Genomic DNA, 12,975 nt, shown 5'->3' on the forward strand with positions numbered 1-12,975 from the left:
GTTTAGCCCTCCGAGGGTGCGAGGCGCTCCAGCTCCGCCTCGGTCGACTTGAGCAGGTCGTTCCAGGACGCCTCGAACTTCTCGACGCCTTCGTCCTCCAGCAGCTGCACGACCTCGTTGTAGGAGATCCCGAGCTTCTCCACCGCGTCGATCTCGGCGCGGGACTGGTCGTAGGTACCGGCCACGGCGTTGCCGCGGATCTCGCCGCTCTCCTCGGTGGCCTGGAGGGTGGCCTCCGGCATGGTGTTCACCGTGTTGGGCGCGACGAGCTCGTCGACGTAGAGGGTCGCCTTGTAGGCGGGGTCCTTCACGCCGGTCGAGGCCCACAGCGGGCGCTGCTTGTTGGCCTGCGCCTTGTCGAGGGCGGCCCAGCGGTCGGAGGAGAAGACCTCCTCGTACGCCTCGTAGGCGAGCCGCGCGTTGGCGACACCGGCCTTGCCGCGGGCGGCCTTGGCCTCGTCGGTGCCGAGCGCGTCGAGCCGCTTGTCGATCTCGGTGTCCACGCGGGACACGAAGAAGGACGCCACCGAGTGGATCAGAGAGAGGTCGAGGCCCTTGGCCTTGGCCTTCTCCAGACCGGCGAGGTACGCGTCCATGACCTCGCGGTAGCGCTCCAGCGAGAAGATCAGCGTGACGTTGACGCTGATGCCGTTGCCGATCACCTCGGTGATGGCCGGCAGGCCCGCCTTGGTGGCCGGGATCTTGATGAGGGTGTTGGGGCGGTCCACCAGCCAGGCCAGCTGCTTGGCCTCGGCGACCGTCGCCTTGGTGTGGTGGGCCAGGCGCGGGTCGACCTCGATCGACACGCGGCCGTCCTGGCCGCCGGTGGCGTCGAAGACCGGGCGCAGGATGTCGGCGGCGTCACGGACGTCCGCCGTCGTGATCATGCGGAGGGCCTCTTCGACGGTGACCTTGCGAGCGGCGAGGTCGGTGAGCTGCTGCTCGTAACCGTCGCCGCTGCTGATCGCCTTCTGGAAGATCGACGGGTTGGTGGTGACGCCCACGACGTGCTGCTGGTCGATCAGTTCGGCGAGGTTGCCGGACGTGATCCGCTTGCGCGACAGGTCGTCCAGCCAGATCGCGACGCCTTCTTCGGAGAGGCGCTTGAGTGCGTCTGTCATGGAATTACATCTCCTACGTGTCGTATGTCAGCGTCAGCGCTGGGCGGCGGCCAGGGATTCCCGGGCCTTCGCGGCCACGTTCTCCGCAGTGAAACCGAACTCCTGGAAGAGGACCTTGCCGTCGGCCGAAGCACCGAAGTGCTCCAGGGAAACGATGCGGCCCGCGTCCCCGACGTACTTGTGCCAGGTCAGCCCGATACCGGCCTCGACCGCGACACGCGCCTTGACGGCGGGCGGCAGGACGCTGTCCCGGTACCCCTGGTCCTGCTCCTCGAACCACTCCACGCACGGCATGGACACGACGCGCGTGGGCACACCGTCGGCCTCCAGCTGCTCGCGCGCCTCGACGGCGACGTGCACCTCGGAACCGGTGGCGATCAGGACGACCTCGGGAGCGCCGGTGGACGCCTCGAACAGGACGTATCCGCCCTTGACCGCGTCCTCGTTGGACTCGTACGTCGGCACGCCCTGGCGGGTCAGCGCGAGGCCGTGCGGGGCGCCCTTGCCGAAGACCTTCGTCCAGCGCTTGAGGATCTCGCGCCAGGCGATGGCGGTCTCGTTGGCGTCGGCCGGGCGGACCACGTTCAGACCCGGGATGGCGCGCAGCGAGGCGAGGTGCTCGACCGGCTGGTGCGTCGGGCCGTCCTCACCGAGACCGATGGAGTCGTGCGTCCACACGTACGTCACCGGCAGGTGCATCAGCGCCGACAGCCGCACGGCGTTGCGCATGTAGTCGGAGAACACGAGGAACGTGCCGCCGTAGATACGGGTGTTGCCGTGCAGCGCGATGCCGTTCATCTCCGCGGCCATGGAGTGCTCGCGGATGCCGAAGTGGATCGTGCGGCCGTACGGGCTCGCCTCCGGCAGCGGGTTGTCCGCCGGCAGGAAGGACGAGTCCTTGTCGATCGTGGTGTTGTTCGAGCCGGCGAGGTCGGCGGAGCCGCCCCACAGCTCGGGGATCACCGCGCCGAGGGCCTGGAGCACCTTGCCGGACGCGGCACGCGTGGCGACACCCTTGCCGGGCTCGAAGACGGGGAGCTTGTCCTCCCAGCCCTTGGGCAGCTCGCCGGCGGCGATCCGGTCGAACTCGGCGGCGCGCTCGGCGTTGTTGTTGCGCCACTCCTGGAGCTGCTTCTCCCACTCGGCCTTGGCCTGGCGGCCACGGTCGAGGGCCTGACGCGTGTGGGAGATGACCTCGTCCGAGACCTCGAAGGACTGCTCCGGGTCGAAGCCGAGGACGCGCTTGGTGGCGGCCACCTCGTCGTCGCCGAGCGCCGAGCCGTGGGCGGCCTCGGTGTTCTGCGCGTTCGGGGCGGGCCAGGCGATGATCGAGCGCATCGCGATGAAGGACGGCTTGTCCGTCACCTGCTTCGCGGCCTCGATGGCGTTGTAGAGGGCGTGCGGGTCGAGGTCGCCGTCCGGCTTCGGGGCGACCCGCTGGACGTGCCAGCCGTACGCCTCGTACCGCTTGACGGTGTCCTCGGAGACGGCCGTCTCGGTGTCGCCCTCGATCGAGATGTGGTTGTCGTCCCACAGCAGGACCAGGTTGCCGAGCTTCTGGTGGCCGGCCAGCGAGGACGCCTCGGCGGAGATGCCCTCCTGGAGGCAGCCGTCACCGGCGATGGCGTACACGAAGTGGTCGAACGGGGACTCGCCCTCGGCGGCCTCCGGGTCGAACAGACCGCGCTCGTAGCGGGCGGCCATGGCCATGCCCACCGCGTTGGCGACACCCTGGCCCAGCGGGCCGGTCGTCGTCTCGACGCCCTTGGTGTGGCCGTACTCCGGGTGACCGGGGGTCTTCGAGCCCCACGTCCGGAACGCCTTCAGGTCGTCCAGCTCAAGGCCGAAACCGGCCAGGTAGAGCTGGGTGTAGAGGGTCAGGGACGAGTGGCCCGCGGACAGCACGAACCGGTCGCGTCCGACCCACTCGGGGTCGGCGGGGTCGTGCCGCATCACCTTCTGGAAGAGGGTGTACGCGGCAGGCGCCAGGCTCATCGCCGTACCGGGATGGCCGTTGCCGACCTTCTGTACGGCATCGGCGGCCAGGACGCGGGCGGTGTCGACGGCCCGCTGGTCCAACTCGGTCCACTCGAGGTCTGTGGTGGTCGGCTTGGTGCTCACCCTGGGTCAGGGCTCCTCTCCACATGTCAGGCATGTCGAATGCCGGTGCTTCGGGCGCCCCGGCCGTTGTCGAGCCTACCCCCGTAAGTACGTGCGTTTTTTCGACTCAATCCAGACTGACGGGCCCTTCGAGGATCCGCCTCCCGACTGGCCCGAATCACGTTCGGCAACTGAATACGGCGCCGCTCGTTCGAGTGCTCAACCGAGTGTCGATCGGCTCTTCCGGAGGGCGCTCGACGGAGCGTCCGTCGGCTCGTTCGGCGCGTGCTCGCAGAGGCGTCCTTCCACTCATCCGGGGGCGCCTGCCAACACGACCCCACCCCCGCGAATGTCGGGGTATGGGCAACGTCTACAGTGGCGTGGTACGCGCGAGCCTTTACCGGGACTTCACACGGGAGGGGTTTGCTGGGATGTCTCTGTAGGGGTGTGCGTGACGGCCGTCGAATCCCGTCCAGCCGGTGTGCTGGGGGAGAGCAAGCGCTCGAGTCACCGGCCGTTCGGGGCCCGTGTCAAGGCATTCGTGGCGCTGACCAAGCCGCGGATCATCGAGCTCCTGCTCATCACCACCGTTCCGGTGATGTTCCTCGCCGAGCAGGGGGTGCCCGATCTGACGCTGGTGCTTCTCACCTGCGTCGGCGGCTACCTGTCGGCGGGCGGCGCCAACGCGCTGAACATGTACATCGACCGGGACATCGACGCCCTGATGGACCGCACCTCGCAGCGTCCGCTGGTCACCGGCATGGTGTCGCCGCGCGAGTGCCTGGCCTTCGGCATCAGCCTCGCGGTCGTCTCGACGCTGCTGTTCGGGCTGACCGTCAACTGGCTGTCGGCCTGGCTGTCCCTCGGCGCGCTGCTCTTCTATGTCGTCGTCTACACGATGATCCTCAAGCGCCGCACCTCGCAGAACATCGTGTGGGGCGGCATCGCCGGCTGTATGCCGGTCCTGATCGGCTGGTCGGCGGTGACGAACTCGCTCACCTGGGCGCCGGTCATCCTCTTCCTGGTCATCTTCTTCTGGACGCCGCCGCACTACTGGCCGCTGTCCATGAAGGTGAAGGAGGACTACGCGCGCGTGGGCGTGCCCATGCTGCCGGTCATCGCCTCCAACAAGACGGTCGCCAAGCAGATCGTCCTCTACAGCTGGGTGATGGTCGCTGTCTCCCTGCTCCTGACGCCCCTCGGGTACACCGGCTGGTTCTACACGCTGGTCGCCCTGGTCGCGGGCGGCTGGTGGCTGTGGGAGGCGCACGCGTTGCAGAACCGCGCGAAGGCGGAGGTGACGGGCGGGAAGCTCAAGGAGATGCGCCTGTTCCACTGGTCGATCACCTATGTCTCGCTGCTCTTCGTGGCGATCGCGGTCGACCCCTTCCTGCGCTAGCGGTGGACGGGTCGCTCTGAGGCAAGGGTCACGCACCCCGCCCGTCGCCGAACGATCTACTCGTCGGTAGCATCCTGGCCATGGCAGACACGCAGCAGGTTGACGCGAAGGCGGACCGCAAGGCGGCCAAGCTCGCCAAGCAGATCACCGCCTTCTCCAAGGCACACGGCGGCGCCGAGGGCCAGGTGGCCTACATCGGCCAGACCGGCGCCCGGATCGCCCTCGTCGGCGAGGACGGCAACTGGGGCAACCTGGTCGCCCCGACGTACGACATCGCCCGGAAGGCCGTCGAGAAGTCCGGCATCACCGTCCACGAGGACTTCGACGGCGAGTTCGCGGCGAAGGTGACGACCGGACGCTACGAGTGGACCCGCATGGCGGGCATCCAGGTGGGCGGCCCGAGCAACACCTGAGGCACGCCGGTTTCGCACGGGGTGTGTCCGAGCAACACCTGACACCCCGTTCACCCGTTAGGCCCCGTAAGAGGACATGGTCCAGTCACGGGAGCCCGGATGATCGAAACGCCGTCCCTCGTGGACCAGTACTGCCACGGCGTACTGAGAACCGAGCTGGGCCTCGGCACCTTCGAGGCCCAGTTGGCCCGTACCGAGGGGCCACCCGCCCCCGGTACGACCCTGTTCGACACCCAGACCGGTTTCGCCGTACGCCGCTGGTGTCCACCCCTGCTCGGTCTCGAACCGCACTGTCCGCCCGCCCGTTATCTCGCCCGACGCCGTGAACTCGGCGTACTGGAGGCGGGCCGCAGACTGCTGCGCGGCAGCGGCATCACCACGTACCTCGTCGACGCGGGCCTGCCCGGCGATCTGACCGGCCCCGACGAGATGGCGGTGGCGTCGGACGCCGAGGCCCGCGAGATCGTGCGCCTGGAACTCCTCGCCGAACAGGTCGCCGACACCTCCGGCACCGTCGAGTCCTTCCTCGCCAACCTCGCGGAATCCGTGCACGGGGCGGCCACCAGCGCGGTCGCCTTCACCTCGGTGGCGGGCGTACGGCACGGACTGGCCCTCGCCCCCGAGCCGCCCGGCCCGGGCGAGGTGCGGGGCGCGGCCGGGCGGTGGCTCGCGAGCCGCCGGGTGGGCGGCGAACTGACCGATCCCGTGCTGCTACGGCATCTGCTGTGGATCGCCGTCGCCTCGGGACTGCCCCTCCAACTGCACGCCGGGCTGGGTGAGCCCGGCCAGCGGATCGACCGCACGGACCCGGTGCTGCTCACCGACTTCGTCCGCGCCACGGCGGGCCTCGGCACCGACCTGGTCCTGCTGCACGGCTACCCGTACCACCGCCACGCCGCCCACCTCGCGGGCGTCTTCCCGCACGTCTACGCCGACTCGGGGGCCGCTCTCGTGCGTACGGGGGCCCGCGCGGCGACCGTCCTCGCCGAGATCCTGGAACTCGCCCCCTTCGGCAAGATCCTCTTCTCCAGTGGCGCCCAAGGGCTGCCCGAACTCCATGTCGTGGGCGCGCGGCTGTTCCGCGAGGCGCTCGGGCGGGTCCTCGGCACCTGGGTCGCCGAGGGCGCGTGGTCGCTCGCGGACGCCCAGCGGGTGGCGGGGCTGATCGCGGCGGGCAACGCGCGCAGGGTGTACGGGCTGGAGTGACGTGTGCGGGGTGTACGGGCCCGGGCGCGCTGTACAGGATGGGGGAATGCAGACCGACGCGTTACTCGACCGCTTCCTGTCCGGCCTCGCCCCCATCGCCCCGATCGCCCTCTGGGCGCACGGATCGCTCGCCGGCGGCGACTACCAGGAGGGCCGCAGCGACCTCGACCTCATCGCCGTCCTGGAAGCCCCGCTCACCCCGCGCACCGTCTGGCGGCTGGCGACCCTGCACGCCCGGTTGCGGAACGAGCCGCTCGCCGGCCTTCTGCACTGCACCTATCTGACGCCGGACGCCGTCGAGGACGCCGGGCGGTCCCATCTGACCTGGGCGCACCAGCAGCTGTTCAGGCGGCCCGTCACCCCGGTGACCCGGCGTGAACTGCACACCTTCGGGCGGGTGCTGCACGGGAAGGCGCCCGCCGGGCTGCTGCCGCCGGTGCCGGATCGGGAGCTCGACGAGTTCGTCGTACGCGATCAGCGTGACTTCTGGCGGCCCAAGCTCCGGAAACCGGAACGGTGGCGGCAGGCCCCCTGGGTCGACGTGGGCCTGACGACCTTCGCCCGCGCGACCGCCACCCTGTGCGACGGACGGCTGCTCTCCAAGCGGGAGGCGCTGGAACTGCTGCCGGAACTCGGCGCACCCGTCGAGGTGGTCGAGGACATCGGACGGCGGCGCTACGAGGACCACCCCGCGCCGACCACCGAGGAGTGGGCGGCGCGCAGGGGCGAACTGACCCGGAGCTACCTGGGACCGGCGATCGACGAGCTGGTGGCGGCGTACGGCTGATCCGGCAGCTGGATCTCGACCTCCGGTCGCTCGCGCAGCGCCAGCAGCACCCGCAGGACCGCGATCCACACCAGGCAGGAGCCGAACATGTGCACGCCGACGAGGATCTCGGGCAGATCGGTGAAGTACTGCACGTAGCCGATCACACCCTGCGAGAGCAGGATCAGGAAGAGGTCGCGGGTGCGGTCGAGCGGGCCCTTGGGGGCGTCGACGGCCTTGAGGACGAACCACAGGGCGAACGTCAGCGTCACCACGATCCACGCGAGCACGGCGTGCAGCTTGCTGACCGTCTCCCAGTCCAGCGGCATCCGATCGACCTCGCTGGAGTCGCCCGCGTGCGGGCCCGAGCCGGTCACGACCGTGCCCACCGCGATCAGCAGGACGGACGCGGCGACCAGGAACCACACCAGCTGCTGCACCGACGCGCCGACCAGCGGACGCGGTGCGTCGTCACCCTCACGGGTGCGCTGCCACATCACCGTGGCGACCGCGATCAGGGCCGTCGACAGCAGGAAGTGCGCGGCGACCGTGTACGGGTTCAGGCCGACCAGCACGACGATCCCACCGAGGATCGCGTTGCCCATCACGACCCAGAACTGCGCCCAGCCCAGCCGGGTGAGGCTGCGGCGGTAGGGCTTCTGCGAGCGGGCGGCGATGATGGCCCAGCCGACGGCGGCGCACAGGACGTACGTCAGCATGCGGTTGCCGAACTCGATGTAGCCGTGCAGGCCCATCTCGCTGGTGGTGGTCAGCGAGTCCTCGGTGCACTTGGGCCAGGTCGGGCAGCCGAGGCCCGAGCCGGTGAGCCGCACCGCACCGCCGGTGACCACGATGACCACCGACATGAGGAGCGCGGCGAGGGCCGCCCGCTGCACCGTCCGGGGTTCCGGGGTCCAGCGTGCGGCGATGAAGGCGAGGGGGTTGCGCGCGGCGGCTGTGGCGTCGGCGCGGGTCATCTTTGGCACGGGGTCCATCGTAGGGGGCCGCTTGTGCACGCTTTCACGAGGGGGCTGTTCGCGGGATCGGCCGTGGCGGCTGTTCGGCTACTCCCAGCGGAAGAACCGGCCGGCGGCGGCGAGCCCGACGACCGCCCACACCGCCAGAATCCCCAGGTCGCCCCATGGCATCCCGGCCCCGTGCTGGAGCACGTCCCGCAGCCCGTCGGACAGGGCCGAGATGGGCAGCAGCCCCAGCACGTCCTGCGCGCCGGAGGGGAACTTGTCCATCGGGACGATGACGCCGCCGCCGACCAGGAGCAGCAGGAAGACGAGGTTGGCTGCGGCGAGCGTCGCCTCCGCCTTGAGCGTGCCGGCCATCAGCAGGCCCAGGCCCGAGAAGGCGGCCGTGCCCAGGATCAGCAGGAGCACGACGGCCAACGGATTGCCTTGCGGGTCCCAGCCCAGCGCGAAGGCGATCACCGTCAGGAGCAGGATCTGGAGGATCTCCGTCACCAGCACCGACGCCGTCTTCGCCGTCATCAGGCCCCAGCGTGGGAGCGGCGAGGCGGCCAGCCGCTTCAGGACGCCGTAGCGGCGCTCGAAGCCCGTGGCGATCGCCTGGCCGGTGAAGGCCGTGGACATCACCGCGAGCGCGAGGATGCCGGGGGTGAGGAAGTCCACCGCCTCGCCCGCGCCCGTGTCGACGATGTCGACCGAACTGAAGAGCACGAGCAGGAGGGTCGGGATCACGACCGTCAGCAGGAGCTGCTCGCCGTTGCGCAGCAGCATCTTGGTCTCGAGCGCCGCCTGCGCCGCGATCATGCGCCCCATCGGCGCCGCGCCCGGCTTCGGGGTGTAGACACCGGTCGTGGTCACGAGCGCAGCTCCTTGCCGGTCAGCTCCAGAAATACGTCTTCCAGCGTGTGCCGCTCGACCGAGATCTTCTCCGGCATCACGCCGTGCTGCGCGCACCAGGAGGTGACGGTGGCGAGCAGTTGCGGGTCCACCTTGCCGCCGACCCGGTACGAGCCCGGCGTCAGCTCGGCGGCCGTGCAGTCCGCCGGGAGCGCCTTCAGCAGCGAGCCGACGTCCAGGCCCGGACGGCCGGTGAAGCGGAGCGTGTTCTCGGCGCCGCCCTTGCACAGCTCCTCGGGGGAGCCCTGGGCGATGACCCGGCCGGCGTCGATGATCGCGACGTCGTCGGCGAGCTGCTCGGCCTCGTCCATGTAGTGCGTGGTGAGGATGACCGAGACGCCGTCCGCGCGCAGATCACGGACCAGGTCCCAGGTGGCGCGGCGGGCCTGCGGGTCGAGGCCCGCGGTCGGCTCGTCCAGGAACACCAGCTCCGGGCGGCCCACCACGGCCATGGCCAGCGCCAGCCGCTGCTGCTGGCCGCCCGAGAGGCGGCGGTACGTCGTCCGGCCGCAACCGCCGAGCCCCAGGCGCTCGATGAGGGCGTCCACGTCCAGGGGGTGGGCGTGCAGCTTGGCGACATGGCGGAGCATCTCGTCCGCGCGGGCGCCCGAGTAGACGCCGCCGGACTGGAGCATCACGCCGATCCGGGTGTGCAGGTCGCGTGACTGCCGGACCGGGTCGAGACCCAGGACGCGCACGACGCCGGAGTCCGGCCTGCGGTACCCCTCGCAGGTCTCGACGGTCGTCGTCTTGCCCGCGCCGTTGGGTCCGAGTACGGCGGTCACGCCCGCCTTGGCCACCAGGTCGAGGCCGTCCACCGCGGTCTTCGTGCCGTACCGCTTCACCAGGGCCTGGACCTGGACCACGGGCTCACTTCGCATGGCTCAAGAGTCTAGGTACGACGGTGGCGGCTCCGGTCGCCGGGTTCAGATCTCCTCCGTACGGGGGCGGTGCAGCGCCAGCCACCGCTGTGCGTACGCCACCGCGTCGGCCACCGGGAACAGCCGTGCGTCGGCGGCGCCCACGGTGCCTCGTACGACGGGACGGTCCCGTTCGAAGTCGTGGCCGAGCTCGTCGAAACGGTCGGAGGTGATCGACACCTCGGTCACCGTCTCCCAGCCGGCCGGGCCTGGGCGGCCGACCTTCACGCGTGGGGACGGGATGCGGTACTCGGCGAGATGGAAGGTGGTGCAGGCGTCGTAGCCGGCGCCGAGGAGGAGCACGCGCGCGTGGAGGGCTTCGAGGCGGGCGAGGGGGCTGCGCTCGCCGAGCCGGCAGTCGGTGGCGTGTCCGTCGATCACCTCACGCGCGCGGGCGCCGAGCGCGGCGAACGACGTCTGCGGGTGCGCGCTGCGCAGGGCGCCGGGCCAGGTGCGCACGGTCTCCGGGAGCACGCCGACACCGCGGGAGGGGGTGATCAGGGGGTCGTACGGGGGCATGGAGGTCCGGATCTCGTCCCACCACTCCACGGGGACGGGCGGGTTCTCCCAGTCGGCCGGGTCCGAGAGGCCTCCGGTCTGGGTGGGGACCACCAGGGTGCCCTTCGGGCCGAGGGCGTCGAGGAGTCCCTGGACGACGGCTACAGGTCCGCCACAGACCCAGCCGAGCGACTTCAGGGAGGAGTGGACGAGGAGGGTCTCGCCGTCCTGGACACCCAGTTCGCGCAGCTGTGTGGCCACGGTGCCGCGGGTGACAAGAGGGCCGGTCGGAGGGGGTGTAGGCATGGTTCTGGAGTGTCCCGGAAGAGACCGGGCGATGCCACCGAATTGATCGATCAAAGATCGTTTCCGCAGGTCAGGTCAGCCTTACCTAAGTGATGCACTCCACCGTTGATCGGTCCGGGCGTGGGTTGCCCGGTCCTGAGGAATTACGCAACAATGGCGTTGTGAAAAACGTCGGCGAGGCTCGGGAGACCCCCACGGGGACCCCTCAGGAGGAGCTCGCGACCGGGGAGCGGTCCACCCGCAACCGAGTCGCGCGATCCATCCTGGACCACGGGCCGTCGACCGTCGCCGAGCTGGCCGGCCGGCTGGGCCTCACCCAGGCCGCCGTCCGCAGGCATCTCGACGCGCTGGTCGCCGACGACGTCGTGGAGGCACGCGAGCAGCGGGTTTATGGTGCGCGCACGCGTGGGCGGCCCGCGAAGGTCTTCGCGCTCACCGACTGCGGTCGCGACGCCTTCGACCAGTCGTACGACAAGCTCGCCGCGGACGCCCTCAACTTCATCCGGGAGCGGTTCGGCGGGGACGAAGCCGTCGTCGCCTTCGCGCGCGCCAGGATCGCCGAGCAGGCGACCGCCTATCGACGGGCCATCGAGGCCGCCGCCCCCGAGGAGCGCACCGAAGCCCTGGCCAAGGCCCTGAGCCTGGACGGGTACGCTGCTACGGCGCGCAGCGCACCGGTCGGCGAGCAGCTGTGCCAGCACCACTGCCCCGTCGCCCATGTCGCGGAAAAGTTCCCGCAGCTCTGCGAGGCGGAGACCGAGATCTTCTCCCAGCTGCTCGGAACGCACGTCCAGCGACTGGCGACCATCGCGCACGGCGACGGCGTCTGCACGACGTTCATCCCCAAGATTTCCCACACCACACACAACGCATCTGCAAGCACCGCCGGGAGGAACCCCGCATGACTCTCCCCATCGAGGAGACTGCCCACCCCGAGCTCGAGGGCCTGGGTAAGTACGAATACGGCTGGGCGGACTCCGACACGGCTGGTGCTTCCGCACGGCGCGGCATCAACGAGGACGTCGTCCGCGACATCTCGGCGAAGAAGAACGAGCCGGAGTGGATGACCAAGCTCCGCCTCAAGGGCCTGCGCCTGTTCGACAAGAAGCCCATGCCGAACTGGGGCTCGGACCTGTCGGGCATCGACTTCGACAACATCAAGTACTTCGTGCGCTCCACGGAGAAGCAGGCGGAGTCCTGGGAGGACCTGCCCGAGGACATCAAGAACACGTACGACAAGCTCGGCATCCCCGAGGCGGAGAAGCAGCGCCTCGTCGCCGGTGTCGCGGCCCAGTACGAGTCCGAGGTCGTCTACCACCAGATCCGTGAGGACCTGGAGGAGCAGGGCGTCATCTTCCTCGACACCGACACCGCCCTGAAGGAGCACCCCGAGCTCTTCAAGGAGTACTTCGGCACGGTCATCCCGGTCGGCGACAACAAGTTCGCGTCGCTGAACACCGCGGTGTGGTCCGGCGGCTCCTTCATCTACGTGCCGAAGGGCGTGCACGTGGAGATCCCGCTCCAGGCCTACTTCCGTATCAACACGGAGAACATGGGCCAGTTCGAGCGGACGCTGATCATCGTTGACGAGGACGCCTACGTCCACTACGTCGAGGGCTGCACGGCACCGATCTACAAGTCGGACTCCCTGCACTCCGCGGTCGTCGAGATCATCGTGAAGAAGGGCGCCCGCTGCCGCTACACGACCATCCAGAACTGGTCGAACAACGTCTACAACCTGGTCACCAAGCGCGCCGTGGCGTACGAGGGCGCGACCATGGAGTGGATCGACGGCAACATCGGCTCCAAGGTCACCATGAAGTACCCGGCCGTCTACCTGATGGGCGAGCACGCCAAGGGCGAGACCCTCTCCATCGCCTTCGCGGGCGAGGGCCAGCACCAGGACGCCGGCTCCAAGATGGTCCACATGGCGCCGAACACCTCCTCCAACATCGTCTCCAAGTCGGTGGCGCGTGGGGGCGGTCGTACGTCCTACCGCGGTCTCGTCGAGATCGGCGAGGGCGCCCACGGCTCCAAGTCCAACGTGCTGTGCGACGCGCTGCTCGTCGACACCATCTCCCGCTCCGACACGTACCCCTACGTGGACGTCCGCGAGGACGACGTGTCCATGGGCCACGAGGCGACCGTCTCCAAGGTCTCCGAGGACCAGCTCTTCTACCTGATGAGCCGTGGTCTCTCCGAGTTCGAGGCGATGGCCATGATCGTGCGCGGCTTCGTCGAGCCCATCGCGAAGGAGCTGCCGATGGAGTACGCGCTGGAACTCAACCGGCTGATCGAGCTCCAGATGGAAGGCGCGGTCGGCTAGTCAGCGACCCGTCTCCGTCAAGTTCACTTACGTAGGAAGAGAGCAG

At 69.5% G+C, this 12,975-nt stretch carries 12 protein-coding genes; 6 read left to right on the forward strand and 6 right to left on the reverse strand.

The features are described 5' to 3' along the window. Positions 1-2 precede the first annotated feature (2 nt). Both tal and tkt read right to left on the reverse strand, forming a co-directional pair. Positions 3-1,121, reverse strand: a complete 1,119-nt coding sequence (gene tal, locus OG866_RS33255) for a transaldolase (RefSeq protein ID WP_329340486.1) — start codon at positions 1,119-1,121, stop codon at positions 3-5. A 33-nt stretch (positions 1,122-1,154) separates the two neighbouring features. Beyond that, positions 1,155-3,242, reverse strand: coding sequence for a transketolase (tkt, locus tag OG866_RS33260; protein WP_329340487.1), 2,088 nt, complete (start codon positions 3,240-3,242; stop codon positions 1,155-1,157). Between the two features lie 424 nt (positions 3,243-3,666). Between tkt and OG866_RS33265 the strand changes: the two genes are divergently transcribed. From OG866_RS33265 to OG866_RS33280, 4 genes are all read left to right on the forward strand, one after another. Next, positions 3,667-4,620, forward strand: coding sequence for a heme o synthase (locus OG866_RS33265; protein WP_329340488.1), 954 nt, complete (start codon positions 3,667-3,669; stop codon positions 4,618-4,620). Between the two features lie 80 nt (positions 4,621-4,700). Beyond that, complete coding sequence (locus tag OG866_RS33270; RefSeq protein ID WP_329340490.1) at positions 4,701-5,033, forward strand: hypothetical protein; 333 nt, start codon at positions 4,701-4,703, stop codon at positions 5,031-5,033. A 99-nt stretch (positions 5,034-5,132) separates the two neighbouring features. Beyond that, a complete protein-coding gene (locus OG866_RS33275) occupies positions 5,133-6,239 on the forward strand; it encodes an amidohydrolase family protein (RefSeq protein ID WP_329340492.1) in 1,107 nt (368 codons plus the stop codon). A 46-nt stretch (positions 6,240-6,285) separates the two neighbouring features. Then, positions 6,286-7,026: a nucleotidyltransferase domain-containing protein gene (locus OG866_RS33280; RefSeq protein WP_329340494.1), complete on the forward strand. Its 741-nt coding sequence runs from the start codon at positions 6,286-6,288 to the stop codon at positions 7,024-7,026. On the opposite strand, the gene OG866_RS33285 is transcribed toward OG866_RS33280, so the two are convergent. From OG866_RS33285 to OG866_RS33300, 4 genes are all read right to left on the reverse strand, one after another. After that, positions 6,981-8,000, reverse strand: coding sequence for a COX15/CtaA family protein (locus OG866_RS33285; protein WP_329340495.1), 1,020 nt, complete (start codon positions 7,998-8,000; stop codon positions 6,981-6,983). The two genes, OG866_RS33280 and OG866_RS33285, sit on opposite strands and share 46 nt — an antisense overlap. 69 nt (positions 8,001-8,069) lie before the next feature. Next, positions 8,070-8,840 carry an ABC transporter permease gene (locus tag OG866_RS33290; RefSeq protein WP_329340497.1) on the reverse strand — a complete coding sequence of 257 codons (771 nt, stop codon included), beginning with the start codon at positions 8,838-8,840 and terminating at the stop codon, positions 8,070-8,072. Beyond that, the gene (locus OG866_RS33295) at positions 8,837-9,760 is read right to left on the reverse strand and encodes an ABC transporter ATP-binding protein (RefSeq protein WP_329340498.1); all 924 of its coding nucleotides are present in this window, start codon (positions 9,758-9,760) and stop codon (positions 8,837-8,839) included. Before OG866_RS33295 ends, OG866_RS33290 begins: the two co-directional genes overlap by 4 nt. A 45-nt stretch (positions 9,761-9,805) precedes the next feature. Further along, positions 9,806-10,603, reverse strand: a complete 798-nt coding sequence (locus OG866_RS33300; protein WP_329340500.1) for an aminoglycoside N(3)-acetyltransferase — start codon at positions 10,601-10,603, stop codon at positions 9,806-9,808. Positions 10,604-10,764: 161 nt separating this feature from the next. Between OG866_RS33300 and OG866_RS33305 the strand changes: the two genes are divergently transcribed. Both OG866_RS33305 and sufB read left to right on the forward strand, forming a co-directional pair. Continuing rightward, positions 10,765-11,508 (forward strand): helix-turn-helix transcriptional regulator, encoded by a 744-nt coding sequence (locus OG866_RS33305; RefSeq protein ID WP_329340502.1) that lies wholly within the window; start codon positions 10,765-10,767, stop codon positions 11,506-11,508. Then, positions 11,505-12,929: a Fe-S cluster assembly protein SufB gene (sufB, locus tag OG866_RS33310; protein ID WP_329340504.1), complete on the forward strand. Its 1,425-nt coding sequence runs from the start codon at positions 11,505-11,507 to the stop codon at positions 12,927-12,929. Before OG866_RS33305 ends, sufB begins: the two co-directional genes overlap by 4 nt. Positions 12,930-12,975: the final 46 nt, after the last annotated feature.

Origin of the sequence: Streptomyces sp. NBC_00663, assembly GCF_036226885.1 — a bacterium.
Classification (GTDB): Bacteria; Actinomycetota; Actinomycetes; order Streptomycetales; family Streptomycetaceae; genus Streptomyces.